Below are 14,958 nucleotides of genomic sequence, written 5' to 3' on the forward strand. Positions count from 1 at the left end.
GTGTTCCCACCCCCCGGAACCAGCGTAGCCTACTTTCGAACATCCGTACGATAACCCGTTCGGGCGCCTCCCACCTGCGGAAACACCCGCCGCCTCGGAGCCTGGGGGGCATGAGCCTCGTCGACGAACTGAAAAGCGCCGTGACCCCCCGAGCCGCCCTGCTCGTCGTCGGCGTCTTCGCCCTCCAGCTCCTGTTCATCACCTCGTACGTCGGGGCCCTGCACAACCCGAAACCCACGGACGTCCCCTTCGGCGTGGTCGCCCCCCAGCAGCAGGTCGCCACCGTCCTGAAGGACCGGATGGAGCAGCTGCCCGGCGACCCCCTCGACCCGCGCGTGGTCGCGGACGAGGCCGAGGCCCGGGACCAGATCCTGGACCGTGACATCGACGGGGCCCTGATCGTCGACCCGCGGGGCCGCACCGACACCCTGCTCGTCGCCTCCGGCGGCGGGAAGGTGCTCTCCGCGACGCTGCAGGCGATGATCACGAAGCTGGAGGCGGCCAACGAGCGTCTCGTGCGGACCGTCGACGTGGCCCCCTCCTCCTCCCAGGACTTCAACGGGCTCTCCGCCTTCTACCTGGTCATCGGCTGGTGCGTCGGCGGCTACATCTGCGCCGCGATCCTGGCGATCAGCGCGGGCTCCCGCCCCGCGAACCGGGAGCGGGCGATCATCCGGCTCGGGGTGCTGGCGCTCTACTCGGCCCTCGGCGGACTCGGCGGCGCGATCATCGTCGGCCCGATCCTCGGCGCCCTGCCCGGCAGCATCGCGGCCCTGTGGGGCCTGGGCACCCTGGTGGTCTTCGCCGTCGGCGCCGCCACCCTCGCCCTCCAGTCCGTCTTCGGGATCGTCGGCATCGGCCTGGCGATCCTGCTCATCGTGATCGCCGGCAACCCCAGCGCGGGCGGCGCCTTCCCGCTGCCCATGCTGCCGCCGTTCTGGCGCGCGATCGGCCCCTACCTGCCACCGGGCGCGGGCACCTGGGCGGCGCGCTCCATCGCGTACTTCAAGGGCAACGGCATGACCGCCTCGATGGTGGTCCTGTCGGTCTGGGCGATCGTGGGCGCGGCCGTCACCCTGGTGCTGTCCTCGGTGAAGCGGACGCCGAAGGCGGAGCCGATCGCCTCGGAGGTGGGCGAGCCCCAGGCGTAGAGGAAGGCGGGAAGGCCCCCGCCGGCGGCGGGGGCCTTCTCGGTGCCGGGGATCAGAAGACGTTGACCCCGTAGGCGCTCAGCGCCTCCGTCACGGGCTGGAAGAAGGTCGTCCCGCCCGAGGAGCAGTTGCCGCTGCCGCCCGAGGTGAGGCCGATCGCCCGGCTGCCCGAGTAGAGCGGGCCGCCGGAGTCGCCGGGCTCGGCGCAGACGTTGGTCTGGATCATGCCGTAGACGATGTCGCCGCCGCCGTAGTTCACGGTGGCGTTCAGCCCGGTGACCGTGCCGCTGTGGATGCCGGTGGTGGAGCCGCGGCGGGTGACGGACATGCCGACGGTGGCGTTGGCGGCGCTGGTGATGTCGACGCTGCCGACCGCGCCGGACTTGGTCACCGAGGTGTTGGTGTAGCGGACGATGCCGTAGTCGTTGGTCGGGAAGCTCGACCCGGCGGTGGTGCCGAGGACGGTGGTGTGCGAGGAGTTGGACCACCAGGTGCCCGCGCCGTCCGTGCAGTGGCCGGCGGTGAGGAAGTAGTAGTTCCCCGCGCTGTCCTTGACGTTGAAGCCGAGCGAGCAGCGCCAGCTGCTCGCGTAGATGGCGTCGCCGCCGGAGATCAGCTTGTTGAAGGTGCCGGGGGTGCGTTCGATGCGCAGCGCTCCGGCGTCGGCTCCGGCCTGGCGCTTGATCTTGGCGATCTCGGCCGGGGAGACGGTGGAGTCGGCGGTGACGACGACCTGGCCGGTCACGGTGTCGACGCGCCAGGCGGTGCCGGCCACGTCGGCGGCGAGGACGGCGTCGCTCGCGGCGGAGAGCCGGGTGGCGCTGAACGTCCGTGCGGAGTCGGCGCTGGCGGTGGGGACGCCGAGCGTCGCGGCGGCGGCGACGAGGCCGGCAGCGAGGGCGAGCAGCCGGAACTTCTTCGTGGGGGTGGTCACTTCTTGTTCCTCCTGTGGGGGGGATCAGTGGGTGTCCGTGCGGGTCACCTCGGTGCCGGCGGTCTCCCGTCCTGCCGGGAAGCGGAGCGGCCCCGGGTGGTGGGCCCATGAGGCGCCGTCAAGTGACGTGTCCCTGACATGCGCCGCTTGTGATAGTGGCCCTCCCGGAGCGGACGCACAAGACCGCCGTACGCACGGGCGCCCCCGGCCGTCCTGGCCGGGGGCGCCCGTCATCCGTACCTGTACCGCGAAAGGCCTGGTCAGACCCCCTTCAATCGCCGCTCCCCGGCCGGCACCGCCGTGTCCAGCGTGTTCCCGGGCGGCGGGAAGGGGCAGATGAAGTGGTCCGCGAAGGCACACGGCGGCAGCAGCGCGCGGTTGAAGTCGACCGTCACCGAACCGTCCGCCGCCGGAGCCTCCGGCCGCAGGAAACGGAAGCGGTAGCTGTCCCGCCCGCTGGTGGCGTCCGCGAAGACCGCCCACAGGGAACCGTCGTCCTCGACGGCCACCTGGAGGACGTGCTCACCGCCGTGCAGCTCGAAGACCAGCTCCCCCGAGAGACCGAGGCCGCGCTCCCGGCCGTCGGCGTTCTCGACCCGCACGCTGCGCGCCCGCTCGTACGGACGGAACACGCCGGGCACCACCCAGCGCTCGTCGTACGGGGTGGCCTCGATGCCCCGGAAGGCGCGCCGCGCCTCGGAGCCGGGGTCGAAGTCCCGCACGGCCCAGAGCCCTTCGCGCCGCAGCACCACGAGCCGCCGGCCCGCCGACTCGACGCGGGACTCGTGGATCGGACCGTGGTCGGCGGTGAGCCGGACCGTACCGGCGAAGGGCTTGCCGTCGACGGTGAGCCCGTCCTCGGCAGCGGCCGTCAGGACCACCTCGTCGTCGTCCTCCCGCCACTCGCCGGGAACGCCGGGGACACGGCCCTCGGGAAGGTCCGCGAGCCAGTGGGTGCCCGTGAGGGAGAGCGGGCCGTACGAGGAGGCGACCGCCGCCTCGCGCTGCCCGTGCCAGTGCTGCCAGTCCTGCTGGGGATCCGTGGTCATGGTGTCCCACCCTTCCATACGGGCTCGGGAAGCCCCAGATGCGACCGCAGCGTGGTGCCCGCGTACTCCGTACGGAAGACCCCGCGTTCCTGGAGCAGCGGGACGACCCGGTCGACGAAGTCGTCGAGGCCGCCGGGGGTGAGGTGCGGCACCAGGATGAAGCCGTCGGCGGCGTCCGCGGTCACGAACTCCTCCAGGGCCGCCGCGACCGTCGCCGGGGAGCCCACGAAGGACTGCCGGCCCGTCGACTCGATGACCGTCTCACGGATCGAGAGTCCCTTCGCCTCGGACAGCGCCCGCCATCTCCGGGCCACGGCGACGGGGTCGGCGACCCGCACCCGGCCCTGCACGAGCGTGGACTCCGGATCCGGGTCGACGTCCGGCAGCGGGCCGTCGGGGTCGTAGCCGGACAGGTCGCGGCCCCAGACCTGTTCGAGGGCGAGGATCGCGTTCTGCGGGGAGACCTGCTGCCGTCGGATCCCGGCCGCCCGCTCGCGCGCGTCGGCGTCGGTGTCGCCGAGGACGTACGTCACCCCCGGCATGATCTTCAGGTCGCCGGGGTCCCTCCCGTACCGCGCGAGCCTGCCCTTGACGTCGGCGTAGAACTCCCGGCCGGCCTCCAGGGTGGAGTGCCGGGTGAAGATCACGTCGGCGGCCGACGCGGCGAACTCCCGCCCCTCGGCGGAGTCCCCGGCCTGGATGACGACCGGCTGCCCCTGCGGGGAGCGCGGCACGGGGAACTCGCCCTCGATCCGGAACTGCGGCCCGCTGTGCGCGAAGGGCCGCCGCCCGCCGTCCGGGATCCGGGAGTCCCACAGCTCCCGGACGGCGCCGAGGAACTCGGCGGCGCGGGTGTACCGGTCGGCGCGGTCCAGGTAGCCGCCGCGCCGGAAGTTCTCGCCGGTGAAGGCGTCGGACGAGGTGACCACGTTCCACGCGGCCCGGCCCGCGCTGAGGTGGTCGAGCGAGGCGAGCCGCCGGGCCAGTTCGTAGGGCTCGTTGAAGGTGGCGTTGACCGTGGCGGCCAGACCGAGCCGGTCGGTGACGGCCGCGAGGGCGTTCAGGACGGTGATCGACTCGGGCCGGCCGACGACGTCCAGGTCGTGGACCCGCCCCGCGTGCTCGCGCAGCCGCAGCCCCTCGGCCAGGAAGAAGAAGTCGAAGAGACCCCGCTCGGCGGTCCTCGCCAGATGCTCGAACGAGGAGAAGTCGATCTGCGAACCGGACCGCGGATCGGCCCAGACGGTGGTGGAGTTGACGCCGGGGAAGTGCGCGGCGAGATGGATCCGCCTCCTGTTCCGGCTCACGCGGTCACCCCCGTCGTCGCGTACTGGCTGACCGGCCGGGCGAGTCCCAGACGGTCGCGGAGGGTGGCGCCCTCGTAGGCCGTACGGAACAGGCCGCGCTCCCGGAGCCGGGGCACGGTCTCCCCGGCGAACCGCTCCAGGTCCCGCTCCGGCACGGCCGGCACGAGGTGGAAACCGTCGACGGCGCCGCCCCCGTGCCAGCCGGCGATCAGCTCGGCGAGCGCCCCCGGTCCGCCCTCGTACGCGTCGAGGCCGACGGTGAGCGAGAGCAGCACGCGCAGCTGCCCGGGGTCACGGCCGTGCGCGCGGGCCGCCCGGCGCAGCTCGGCGCGGAGAGCGGCGGCCTCCTCGGCCGAGGAGGCCCGGACGAGGGCCACGTCGGCGTGGTGGGCCGCGGTGTCCCGGGCGGCCGGGCGGGTGGCGTCGACGACGGTCACCGGGTTGCCCTGCGGGGGCCGGGGCACGATCGAGGGGCCCTTGACGGAGAAGGTCGCCCCCTGGAAGTTCACGTGGTGCAGCTTGCGGCGGTCGACGAACCGGCCGGTCGCCACGTCCCGTATCTCGGCGTCGTCCTCCCAGCTGTCCCACAGCTTCCTGGAGACCTCGGCGACCTCGGCCGCCTCCTGCCAGAGTTCGGCGGTGGGCGGAGCCGGACGGCGGCCGACGAGCCGCGCCTCGGCCCCGGTCGGGGAGACCGCGATCCGCCAGCCCGCCCGGCCCCGGCTCACCCAGTCGAGGGTGGCGACGGCGGCCTGGACGTGGAACGGCTCGGTGTGGGTGGTGGTCACGGTCGGCACGAGACCGACGGAGCGGGTCTCGGGGGCGACCCGGGCGAGCACGGCGAGCGCGTCGAGGCCGGGCCCGGCGAAGGAGTCGTCGTGGGTGAGGAAGTCGAGTCCGGCGGCCTCGGCGAGCCGGGCGAGCGCGACGGTACGGGCGGTGGTGTCCGGACCGGGATCGGTCCGTCCCGGCCCTGGCGCGAGCTCGGCGGCGAGGTGGAGCGGACGGGTGCTGTCGGTCATGCGGTCTCTCTCGGAGCGGAGGGGGCGCGGGTCAGTTCCCGGTGCGGGGCAGGCCGGGCGGGTTGATCTCGGACTTCGGCACCGCCTCGGCGCCGAGGCCCCACCGCTTGAGGACCTGGGCGTAGGTGCCGTTCTCGATGAGGTGGTCGATCGCGGCCGCGTAGGCGGCGACCAGACCGCTGTCCTTCTTCGTGGTGGCCGCGATCTTGCCCTGGAGTCCGGCGCCCGCCCCGGAGAACTTCCCGACGGCCTCGGTCTGTCCGGCGGCGGCCACGTGGTAGGCGACGCTGGGGTTGGGGCCCAGGAAGCCGTCGATCCGGCCGGACTGGAGGGCCAGGTAGTAGTCGGTCGTGTTGTCGTAGTACTTGATGTCGACGCCCTTGCGGCCGGCCTTCTCGTTCTGCCGGGACCAGTCGACGAGGATCTTCTCCTGGTTGGTGCCGCTGCCGACGGCGATCCGCTTGCCCGAGACGTCCTCCGGGCCCTTCACCGTCCAGCCGGAGCCCTTCTTCGCCTCGAAGGCGAGGTCGTCGAGGCGGTAGGTGGCGAAGTCGTACTTGTCCTTGCGCTCCTCGGTGACGGTGACGTTGGAGAAGACGCCGTCGTACTTGCCGCTGTCCAGGCCGACGAAGAGGTTCTCCCAGGAGACCGGGTTGAACTCGGGCTTCAGGCCGAGGGTGTCGGCGACCAGGACGGCGAGGTCGAGCTCGACGCCGATGAGCGTCGTGTCGTCGGTGGCGCGGAAGGTGAGCGGCGGGTTGCTCTTCGCGGAGACGCCGAGGATCAGGGTGCCTCTCTTGCGGACGGCCTCCGGCAGTTCGGCGGCGATCGCGTCGACCTTGGCGGTGTGGACGCGGTTCTGGTCCGGGCCGACGTTGATGCCGGTGTCCTTCTGGCCCTCGGGCCTGATCTCTCCGACGGCGGCGTCGCCCGCGCCGCAGGCGGTGAGGACGCCGAGGGCGGTGAGCGAGGCGAGGGCGGTGAGCAGGGTGCGACGGGACGTCATGGCGGTACGACTCCTGTGGGTGGGTGGGGGTTCAGAGGACCTTGGAGAGGAAGGCGCGGGTCCGCTCGTGGCGCGGACTGTCGAGCACCTCGGCCGGCGATCCCTGCTCGACGATCCGGCCCTCGTCCATGAAGACCACGGTGTCGGCGACCTCGCGGGCGAAGCCGATCTCGTGGGTGACGACGATCATGGTGGTGCCGGAGGCGGCCAGGTCCTTGATGACGTCGAGGACCTCGCCGACGAGCTCGGGGTCGAGCGCGGAGGTCGGCTCGTCGAAAAGCAGCAGGCCCGGTTCCAGGGCGAGCGCGCGGGCGATGGCGACGCGCTGCTGCTGTCCGCCGGAGAGCTGCTTGGGGTACGCCTGCGCCTTGTCGGCGAGCCCGACCCGTTCGAGCAGTTTCCGGGCGGCCGCCTCGGCCTCCTTGCGGGGGCGCTTCAGGGCCGAGACGGGCGCCTCGACGATGTTCTCCAGGACGGTGAGGTGCGGGAAGAGGTGGAAGTTCTGGAAGACGAAGCCGATCCGGGTGCGCTGCTTGAGGATCTCGCGCTCGCGCAGCTCGTACAGCTTGTTCCCGGAGCGGCGGTAGCCGACGAGGACGCCGTCCACGCCGACGGTGCCGCCGTCGACCTTCTCCAGGTGGTTGATGGTCCGCAGCAGCGTGGACTTGCCGGAGCCCGAGGGGCCGAGGACGACGGTGACCTCGCCGGCCCGGACGTCGAGGTCGATGCCGCGCAGGACGTGGAGGGCGCCGAAGCGCTTGTGGACGGCGCGGATCTCGACCTTGGCGGTGGCGGTGACGGAGCTCATCGGGTGCTCCCCTTCGCGTAGTGGCGTTCGACGTAGTGCTGGACGACGGAGAGCGCGGTGGTGAGCAGGACGTACCAGGCGGTGGCGACCATGAGGAGCGGGACGACGCGTCCGTTGCGGCCGTAGACGACCTGGACCTGGTAGAAGAGTTCGCCGATCGCCATGACGGAGACGATCGAGGTGCCCTTGAAGAGCGAGATGATCTCGTTGGCGGCGTTGGGCAGGATCGAGCGCATCGCCTGCGGCAGCACGATCCGCCGCACCTGCCGGAGCCGGGGGATGCCGAGCGAGGCCGCTGCCTGCACCTGGCCCTCGTCCACGGCGAGCACCCCGCCCCGGACGATCTCCGCCGCGTAGGCCGCCTGGTGCAGGGCGAGCCCGAGGACGGCGGCCCCCATCTCGCCGACGAGGCCCGTCGTGTCGAAGGAGAGGAAGCTCGGCCCGAAGGGGACGCCGATGCTCAGCTCCTTGTAGAGGTAGGCCAGGTTGAACCAGAAGAGCAGCTGGACGATGAGGGGGATGGAGCGGAAGGCCCAGATGTAGCCGAAGGCGACCGAGCGCAGGAAGGGGCTGGCGGACAGGCGCATGAAGGCGAGCACGATGCCGATCGCGAAGCCGAGCGCGGTGCCGTAGAAGGTGAGCTGGAGGGTGACCCAGACGGCGTGGAGGATCGTCTCGGTGCGGAAGAAGGCGGCGAAGACGTCCCATTCCCAGCCGGGATTGGTGACGAGCCCGTGGACGAACTGGACGAGCAGCACGGCGGTGGCGGCGACGGCCACCCAGCGCCAGGGGTGGCGCACGGGGACGACCACGAGCGCGGCGGAGACGGGCGGCGCGGTGGCCGGGCCCTTCGTGACGGCTTCGGCGGCGGGCGGATCGCTGGTGAGAGACATGGCGGTTCCTCGGGAACGGGGCACGGGGAGGGGGAACGGGGGCGCGCACGGCACGAAGCCGGAAAGGGGGCGCGGTCGTTCAGGCGCTGAGCGGGGCCGGGAGGCGACACTCCCGGTCGCGCAGGAAGGCCAGGGCGGCCCGCGCGGCGACGTCGTTCTGCCCGAAGGCGACCCCGCCGGTGCGGGGCCGGGTGAAGGCGCTTCCCGTACGGGCGGTGGTGTGCGGGCCGAGGGCGAAACGGCGCGGGTGCGGACGCCCGTCGCGCTCCAGGAGCCGGCCGTCGACGGGGTCGACGACGAGGAGGCCGCCGTTGGTGGCCCTGGTCCCCTCCTCGTACAGGGCGCGCAGCAGCGGGCTGCCGGTGAGCTCCAGGGTGGGGTCGGGGATCCGGGCCTCGACCAGGGCGCGGGCCTCGGTCCACGCCCCCGGTACGGCGGCGGACTCGGCCCGGAAGACGCCCCGTTCCTCGTCGGCCTCGACGGTGACCTGGGGGCCGAGGAAGCGGACGACCCCGGCGCGGGAGAGCGCGAGGAGCTGCCGCAGCCGGGGTCCGGGCGGGCCGGAGGCGAGGTAGCTGAAGAAGCCGTGCCACCAGCTGCCGGGGTCCAGTCGTCGGCTCAGCCGCAGGAGCTGGCCGTAGACGGAGAGCAGACCGGCGAAGACGGCGGCGTCGGGGCTGTGGGCGGGGTCGTGACGGCGGCTCAGGTCCTCCGTGATGTAGTCGCGCAGGCCCTGCTGGAGGGCTTCGGCGGAGGCGTAGCGGATGCCGTCCAGGGGGTGGTCGAGGGCGTCGAGGTCGAGCCGGTCGGCGGGGTCGGGGACGGCGGCGGCGACGACCGCGGCGAGCTCGGCCCCGCGCGGCGGCGCCTGCTCGTAGGCCCGCTCGAAGTCGCTCCAGGCGAGCGCGGTCCGCTCGGGGTGGGTGGAGAACAGCCGGTGGTAGTGGGCCCAGCCGAGTTCCTTGTCGATGAGCGGCCACACGTCGCGCCGGAAGTCGACCGGCCCGGGGCGGGCGAGCAGGGCGTCGGTCTGCTCGCTGCCGAAGAAGCGGGGCAGCGGAGGCCGTTCGCCGTCGAGGACGTAGCCGATCTTCGAGTGGTACGGGACCCCGCGCCGTGATCCGACGTGCAGCACCGGCTCCTTGCCGGAGGGCACGTACACGAGCGCGTCGCCCTCCCCTTCGTACCGTCCGCCGCGGCCCTCGGTGAGCAGCACCATCAGGTCGACGAAGGCGAGGCCGAAGCCGCGGACGAGGACGGGCTCGCCGGCGGGCAGGGCGGCGAGGTCGGTGTCGGCGGTGAAGTCGGGCGGGAGGTGGACCAGCCCGTGGCGCGCGGCGAAGCCGGTGAGCTCCCGCTGCTCCGGATCGGGCTCGGCGTCGAGGTGGCCGACGGTGAGGACGACGAGGTCGACGAGGAGGGGGACGGCGGTGCCCGCCAGCCAGACCCGCTGGCGTCCGTCGCGGGGGCCGCTGATCCGCAGCGCCGTGGTGCGGTGCTCGTGGACCGTGACGGAGGCGGGCAGCGCGGCGCGGGCCCGCTCGTACACCCAGCGCAGATAGGCGCCCTGCTGGGAGCGGGTGGGGAAGGTGCGGCCCTCGATGCCGGCCCATTCGGCGACGGTGGGGCCGGTCGCGACGGGACCCGCCATGTCCACGGTCTCGTCGGTGAACATCGTGACGTCCTCGGCCCGGGAGTTCATCCAGAGCAGCGGGGACTGCGCGGTGCGCCAGATCCGGCCGGGGCCGGGCGGGTGCGGGTCGACGACGTGGACGTCGAGGGGCTCGTCTCCGTACAGCCCGGGCAGGTTGGCGGCGAGCCGTTCGAGGAATCCGGTCCCCCGCGGCCCGGCGCCCACGACGACGAGGGAGCGGCGCGGGCTCATCGCGCACCGGCCGTTCCGCGGGCGTAGTGCCGCTCGACGTAGTGCTGGCCGAGGGAGAGGACCGAGGTGACGGCGACGTACCAGAGGGTCGCGACGAGCAGCAGCGGGACGACCTCGTACGTGCGGTGGTAGACGAGCTGCGTCGAGTAGAGCAGGTCCTGCACGGCGATGACGGAGACGATCGAGGTGCCCTTGAGGGTGCCGATCAGCATGTTCCCGGCGGGCGGGACGATCGCGCGCATGGCCTGCGGCAGCACGATCCGGGAGAGCCTGCGCCACCGGCCGAGGCCGAGGGACTGGGCGGCCTCGATCTGGCCCCGGTCGACGGAGAGGATGCCGCCGCGGACGACCTCGGCGGCGTAGGCGGCCTCGTGCAGGGTGAGTCCGACGACGGCGACGGCGACGGGGCCGAGGAGGTTGACCGTGTTCACGCCGAGGATCTGCGGGTACAGCACGCCGATGTTGAACCAGAAGAGCAGCTGGACCAGGATCGGGGTGGATCGGAAGAACCAGACGTAAGCCCAGCTCACCGCGCGGAGCACGGGGTTGGCGGAGAGTCTGAGGACGGCGAGCAGGGTGCCGAGGACGAAGCCGAGGGCCATGACGAGCGCGGTCAGCCACAGGGTGAGGCCGAGGCCGCGCAGGACGGACGCGGAGGTGAAGTACTCGGCGACGACGTCCCACTGGAAGGCCTTGTTGCGGACGACCGAGACGAGGCCGAACGCGAGCAGGACGAGGACGACGACGGCGGCGGCCCACTGGCCGGTGCGGCGGGTGGGGACGACACGCGGAGACGGCTCCGCCGGCGGGGCCGTGGAAGGGATCTTGACAAGGGTCGCGGACATGCGAGGGCTCCGTGGATACCAGAGGGCGGATCGAACACGGGGTTGCGCCTTCACACGCTGAGCCGCGGATCCGGGCCCCTCAGCCCGATCCGCCCTTCGAGGCTATGCGGTCAACACGGCCCGCTGTCAAGGGTGTCCGCACTGTGAGCCGTACGTCTCATCGCGGTTGACGTGGAAACGGATGCCTGTTCCACTGGGGCCATGCATCCGCAGCAGCTGGTCACGCGCTCCCACATCGACTTCGGTCGCGTGTGGTCCTCTTCCTGTTGAGCCGACCCGCCGCTTCTCCCCGCCCGCGTGCTGTTGTCCGCGGCGCCTTCACCTCCAGGCCCCTCGTGAGTGCCTGAGCCCTCCCCTCCCCTCGCTCCGCCTGTCTTCCCCTTCCCTCGCTCCGCCCCTGTCTTCCCTTCCCCTCCTTCGCCCTGAGGGACCGTCATGACCTTCGCGCTGTCCGTGCACCGGACCACGACCACCGACCCCCTGGCCCGCCCGCTCCTCGACGAGCTGGCACACGAGTACACGACCCGTTACGGGTCCGCGCACGACCTGCACCGCTACCCGGCGGCGGAGTTCGCCCCTCCGCACGGCGCCTTCCTGCTCCTCCTGGAGCAGGGCCGGCCCGTGGCGGGCGGTGCCTACCGCCGCTACGACGAGGACACCGCCGAACTGAAGCGGATCTGGACGCACTCGGCGCACCGCAGGCGCGGCCTCGCCCGCCGTGTCCTCACCGTGCTCGAACGGGAGGCCGCGACCCGCGGCTACTCCCGCCTCTATCTGACGACGGGGCCGCGCCAGCCCGAGGCCAGGGGCCTCTATCTGGCGAGCGGCTACCGCCCGCTCTTCGACGTGTCCGCCGATCCCGAGTCGATCGGCCCGCTGCCGTTCGAGAAATCCCTGGAGAACCCGAAGCCATGAGTACGCGCACGAGTTCCGGCACCGTACGCACCGCCGTCGCCTTCGCCCTGATCACCGCGGCCGCGCTCGGCCTCACCGCCTGCGCGGGCGGCGAACCGGCGACCGCACCGGCCGGGGCGACCGGAGCGCAGGGCGCCCTGCCGACCGAGGACGTGGTCGGCGCGGTGAAGAAGAACGAGGCGGCGGCGGAGCTGCTCCCGGCCGATGTGCGCCGGCGCGGCAGCCTGACGTTCGCCGCCTCGGTGGGGACCCCGCCCGGCTCGGCCTATCTCCCCGACGGCAGGACCGTCGTCGGGGTGGACGCCGACTTCTCGGCCGCCGTGGCGAAGGCCCTCGGCCTGGAGGTGAAGCGCGAGGTGGTCGGCTTCGAGGCGATCCTGCCGGCGCTCGGCAGTGGCAAGTACGACGTCGGCACCGGGAACTTCGGCGTGACCGAGGAGCGGCGGAAGACCATCGACTTCGTGACGTACGTGAACGACGGGCAGGGCTTCGCCACCCGGGCCGACAGCCGGCTGAAGGCGGTCACCGACCTCACGCAGCTGTGCGGCCTGAAGGTCGCGACGGGCGCCGGCACCACCTTCGAGAGGACCCTGGAGCAGAACAAGGGCCGGTGCGCTGAGGCCGGGAAGCCGGCGTACGAGGTGAACGTCTACAGCGAGGCCGGGGCGTTCTGGATGTCGCTCCAGCAGGGCCGCAGCGATGTCGTGATGAGCACGATCAACGGCGTGCGGTACGCGGTGACGCAGCAGAAGAACGTGAAGTTCCTCAACGAGTACCGGCGCCTGGACGTCGGCTTCGCCTTCAAGAAGGGCACGCCGCTCGCGCCGGCCTTCCAGGCGGCGGTGAACGGCCTGAAGGCCGACGGGACGTACGACCGGATCCTGCGGAAGTGGGGGGTGACGGCCTCGGGCATCGAGACGTCGCGGATCTCCCCGCCGGAGATCCCCGCGCCGAAGAAGTAACGCGTGTCGACGCCCCGTCGGGGTGCCCGACGGGGCGTCAGCGGGGTGTCGGCAGGACGTCAGCAGTCGCAGCCGCAGTCGCAACCGCCGCAGCAGCCGTCCCCCTCGCAGCAGGAGGAGCAGTTGCTGCAGCAGTCGCAGCAGTCACAGCAGTCTCCGGGGTCGCACTGCTGGCACAGACCCTCGCGCCGCTGCCGGCTCCAGGGGTCCTCGAAGGTCCCGCAGCACATCTGGCAGGTGCAGGCCAGGCCTATCCAGAGGGCGCAGCCGGCGATCAGGCCGCGCCGGTTCGGCGGCTCGGGCGGGAGCGGTCCGCCGGGGCCGCCGGGGCCGCCGGGGCCGGGGGCGTAGGGCCCACCCGGCCCGCCCGGGCCGCCGGGGGCGTACGGGTTGCCCGGCACCGGTCCACCCGGGGCGTACGGATTTCCCGGCACCGGGCCGTGGGCGCCCGGGGCGTACGGATGTCCCGGCACCGGACCGTGGCCGTGGGCGCCCGGCGCGCCGTGCCCCGCCCCGGGCGCCCCGTGCGAGCAGCTGGTCGTGCCGAAGGCGCGGTCGACCGAGGTGCGCAGCTCATGGGCGAGGAGGACGTGGGCGAGCTTGCCGTCCGCGAAGTCGGCGTCCCGCAGCGCGAGACGGATGCCGTGGAGGGCGTCGTCGGCGAGCCGGCGGGCCTCCTCGCGGGAGGTGCCGGTGGCGGTGAGCGGGTTCCACGCTCCGGCCACGGCGTCGGCGGCCTGGTCCTCGACGGCGTCGAGGAGGTGGGCGAGACGGCCGAACAGGCGGCCGGCCTCGGCGAGCGGTGCCGCGTTCCCCGGCCGTCCCGCGAGGACGGCGGTGTGGGCGAAGGCGGCGGCGGTCGCCGTCTCGGTCGGCTCGGTCACGGCGAGCAGGGAGGTGCCGGGGCCGGCGAGCGCCTCGATGTCCGTCTGGCGGTCGACGGCGTCGACGAGGACGGCCGTGTCGAAGCCGAGGGCGCGGCCGGTCCTGGCCCCCGCCCTGTCCCAGGAGCGGGCGACGCGGCGGGCCGCGGCGGCGACGGGCCTGCGGGCCAACAGGCCGTCCCGGTCGGCGACGTGGTCCCGTACCTTCGCCGAGGCGAGGACGAGCGAGACGGCGGCGGCCAGCCTCGCGCCCTCGCCGCGGGCGACGGGGGCGGTGCGCAGGGCGCGCAGCGCGCAGGGCCCTGCCGTGCGGCGGCTCGCCTCGGTCACTCCGGTCTGAGCCTCCGTCAGGACGGAGACGATGAGGCCGTCGTAGTTGGTGACGACGCGGGCGAACTGGCCGTGGTCGGCGCGCAGTGCCAGGCAGAGGCCGCAGAGGTGGGCCATCCACTCGGTCTTGAGTCCGTCCGTGAGGCGGTGGGTGCAGGGTCTGACGATTCCGAACAAGGACTCCCCCGTGAGTCGCGGGCTGGTGCGGGTGGAGGTCCGCCGCGCGGCCTCGCGGCATCGTAGCGAGCGGCCCCGTTCACCCGAACGCGCCCATCGTCACCCTTGTGGCCCGACTTTCATATTTTCAGCTACATGGCCCTCCGTCAGGCCCCGCATACCGCAAGTTTCCTGACGAATCGCCAGGAAACGACCCTCACGTTCTGCACCAGTACCGTCACGAATCCCCTGCGCGGCGCCTATCCACTTGGCGCGCGATCCGCATCATGGACGACGATAGGGATTGCGGAACCACAAGTGACCGCGCTGAAAGGAGGCGACCATGGGATCGGTGCGCAAGGCGAGTGCCTGGCTGGGACTCGTCGAGGACAACGACGAGCGTTACTACGACGACGAGTACGCCGACGGTGCCGAGGGCGGCGACGCCTGGGTGACGGACCCCCGGGTCCGGGTGGCCACGGACACCGCCGAGGAGCGGGGCCGCCGTATCGCCACCGTCTCCCCGGACGGCTTCCGGGACGCCCGCGGCATCGGCGAGCTCTTCCGGGACGGCGTTCCGGTGATCGTGAACCTGACCGCGATGGAGCCGAACGACGCCAAGCGCGTGGTCGACTTCGCCGCCGGTCTCGCCTTCGGTCTGCGCGGCTCGATCGAGCGGGTGGCGACGCGCGTCTTCCTGCTGACCCCCGCCGACACCCAGATCATCAGCGGCGAGACGGGACGGCGCCAGCAGGACGGTTTCTTCAACCAGAGCTGAGCGGGTCCGCCGGCCCGGCCGGGCACCTCCCGA

General features: G+C 72.8%; 14 protein-coding genes. 4 read left to right on the forward strand and 10 right to left on the reverse strand.

Annotation, left to right across the window (positions count from 1 at the left end; all coding sequences use genetic code 11):
• The first annotated feature begins 110 nt into the window (after positions 1–110).
• Positions 111–1,151: an ABC-2 transporter permease gene (locus tag ABTY59_RS21835; protein WP_352020664.1), complete on the forward strand. Its 1,041-nt coding sequence runs from the start codon at positions 111–113 to the stop codon at positions 1,149–1,151.
• A gap of 52 nt (positions 1,152–1,203) precedes the next feature.
• On the opposite strand, the gene ABTY59_RS21840 is transcribed toward ABTY59_RS21835, so the two are convergent.
• From ABTY59_RS21840 to ABTY59_RS21880, 9 genes are all read right to left on the reverse strand, one after another.
• Entirely contained in the window at positions 1,204–2,085 is an 882-nt protein-coding gene (locus ABTY59_RS21840; protein ID WP_352020665.1) for a S1 family peptidase, read from the reverse strand.
• 260 nt (positions 2,086–2,345) lie between these two features.
• The gene (locus ABTY59_RS21845; RefSeq protein WP_352020666.1) at positions 2,346–3,134 is read right to left on the reverse strand and encodes a DUF1684 domain-containing protein; all 789 of its coding nucleotides are present in this window, start codon (positions 3,132–3,134) and stop codon (positions 2,346–2,348) included.
• Positions 3,131–4,420 carry an NtaA/DmoA family FMN-dependent monooxygenase gene (locus ABTY59_RS21850; protein ID WP_352020735.1) on the reverse strand — a complete coding sequence of 430 codons (1,290 nt, stop codon included), beginning with the start codon at positions 4,418–4,420 and terminating at the stop codon, positions 3,131–3,133. Before ABTY59_RS21850 ends, ABTY59_RS21845 begins: the two co-directional genes overlap by 4 nt.
• A 17-nt stretch (positions 4,421–4,437) precedes the next feature.
• A complete protein-coding gene (locus ABTY59_RS21855) occupies positions 4,438–5,463 on the reverse strand; it encodes an LLM class flavin-dependent oxidoreductase (RefSeq protein WP_352020667.1) in 1,026 nt (341 codons plus the stop codon).
• Positions 5,464–5,494: 31 nt separating this feature from the next.
• Positions 5,495–6,469, reverse strand: coding sequence for an ABC transporter substrate-binding protein (locus ABTY59_RS21860; protein WP_352020668.1), 975 nt, complete (start codon positions 6,467–6,469; stop codon positions 5,495–5,497).
• Positions 6,470–6,500: 31 nt separating this feature from the next.
• Positions 6,501–7,277: an amino acid ABC transporter ATP-binding protein gene (locus ABTY59_RS21865; protein ID WP_352020669.1), complete on the reverse strand. Its 777-nt coding sequence runs from the start codon at positions 7,275–7,277 to the stop codon at positions 6,501–6,503.
• Positions 7,274–8,170, reverse strand: coding sequence for an amino acid ABC transporter permease (locus tag ABTY59_RS21870; RefSeq protein WP_352020670.1), 897 nt, complete (start codon positions 8,168–8,170; stop codon positions 7,274–7,276). The genes ABTY59_RS21865 and ABTY59_RS21870 overlap by 4 nt, the downstream gene beginning before the upstream one ends.
• Positions 8,171–8,249: 79 nt before the next feature.
• A complete protein-coding gene (locus ABTY59_RS21875; RefSeq protein ID WP_352020671.1) occupies positions 8,250–10,055 on the reverse strand; it encodes an FAD/NAD(P)-binding protein in 1,806 nt (601 codons plus the stop codon).
• Complete coding sequence (locus ABTY59_RS21880; RefSeq protein WP_352020672.1) at positions 10,052–10,900, reverse strand: amino acid ABC transporter permease; 849 nt, start codon at positions 10,898–10,900, stop codon at positions 10,052–10,054. The genes ABTY59_RS21875 and ABTY59_RS21880 overlap by 4 nt, the downstream gene beginning before the upstream one ends.
• A gap of 435 nt (positions 10,901–11,335) precedes the next feature.
• Here ABTY59_RS21880 and ABTY59_RS21885 point away from each other — a divergent pair, with 435 nt between their 5' ends.
• Positions 11,336–11,815 carry a GNAT family N-acetyltransferase gene (locus tag ABTY59_RS21885; RefSeq protein WP_352020673.1) on the forward strand — a complete coding sequence of 160 codons (480 nt, stop codon included), beginning with the start codon at positions 11,336–11,338 and terminating at the stop codon, positions 11,813–11,815.
• Complete coding sequence (locus ABTY59_RS21890; RefSeq protein ID WP_352020674.1) at positions 11,812–12,777, forward strand: ABC transporter substrate-binding protein; 966 nt, start codon at positions 11,812–11,814, stop codon at positions 12,775–12,777. The genes ABTY59_RS21885 and ABTY59_RS21890 overlap by 4 nt, the downstream gene beginning before the upstream one ends.
• A gap of 59 nt (positions 12,778–12,836) precedes the next feature.
• On the opposite strand, the gene ABTY59_RS21895 is transcribed toward ABTY59_RS21890, so the two are convergent.
• A complete protein-coding gene (locus ABTY59_RS21895) occupies positions 12,837–14,168 on the reverse strand; it encodes a DUF5685 family protein (RefSeq protein ID WP_352020675.1) in 1,332 nt (443 codons plus the stop codon).
• 322 nt (positions 14,169–14,490) lie between these two features.
• Between ABTY59_RS21895 and ABTY59_RS21900 the strand changes: the two genes are divergently transcribed.
• Positions 14,491–14,925, forward strand: coding sequence for a cell division protein SepF (locus tag ABTY59_RS21900; RefSeq protein WP_352020676.1), 435 nt, complete (start codon positions 14,491–14,493; stop codon positions 14,923–14,925).
• The last annotated feature ends 33 nt before the right edge of the window (positions 14,926–14,958 follow it).

Source organism: Streptomyces sp. NPDC096079 (assembly GCF_040303145.1).
In the GTDB taxonomy this organism is placed as follows: Bacteria; Actinomycetota; Actinomycetes; order Streptomycetales; family Streptomycetaceae; genus Streptomyces.

What these genes read in the sequence shown, in the direction of transcription:
- ABTY59_RS21835 (WP_352020664.1), top strand. Translation starts at nt 111, where the DNA reads ATGAGCCTCGTCGACGAACTGAAAAGCGCCGTGACCCCCCGAGCCGCC.
- ABTY59_RS21845 (WP_352020666.1), bottom strand. Translation starts at nt 3,134, where the DNA reads ATGACCACGGATCCCCAGCAGGACTGGCAGCACTGGCACGGGCAGCGC.
- ABTY59_RS21855 (WP_352020667.1), bottom strand. Translation starts at nt 5,463, where the DNA reads ATGACCGACAGCACCCGTCCGCTCCACCTCGCCGCCGAGCTCGCGCCA.
- ABTY59_RS21860 (WP_352020668.1), bottom strand. Translation starts at nt 6,469, where the DNA reads ATGACGTCCCGTCGCACCCTGCTCACCGCCCTCGCCTCGCTCACCGCC.
- ABTY59_RS21865 (WP_352020669.1), bottom strand. Translation starts at nt 7,277, where the DNA reads ATGAGCTCCGTCACCGCCACCGCCAAGGTCGAGATCCGCGCCGTCCAC.
- ABTY59_RS21870 (WP_352020670.1), bottom strand. Translation starts at nt 8,170, where the DNA reads ATGTCTCTCACCAGCGATCCGCCCGCCGCCGAAGCCGTCACGAAGGGC.
- ABTY59_RS21875 (WP_352020671.1), bottom strand. Translation starts at nt 10,055, where the DNA reads ATGAGCCCGCGCCGCTCCCTCGTCGTCGTGGGCGCCGGGCCGCGGGGG.
- ABTY59_RS21880 (WP_352020672.1), bottom strand. Translation starts at nt 10,900, where the DNA reads ATGTCCGCGACCCTTGTCAAGATCCCTTCCACGGCCCCGCCGGCGGAG.
- ABTY59_RS21885 (WP_352020673.1), top strand. Translation starts at nt 11,336, where the DNA reads ATGACCTTCGCGCTGTCCGTGCACCGGACCACGACCACCGACCCCCTG.
- ABTY59_RS21890 (WP_352020674.1), top strand. Translation starts at nt 11,812, where the DNA reads ATGAGTACGCGCACGAGTTCCGGCACCGTACGCACCGCCGTCGCCTTC.
- ABTY59_RS21900 (WP_352020676.1), top strand. Translation starts at nt 14,491, where the DNA reads ATGGGATCGGTGCGCAAGGCGAGTGCCTGGCTGGGACTCGTCGAGGAC.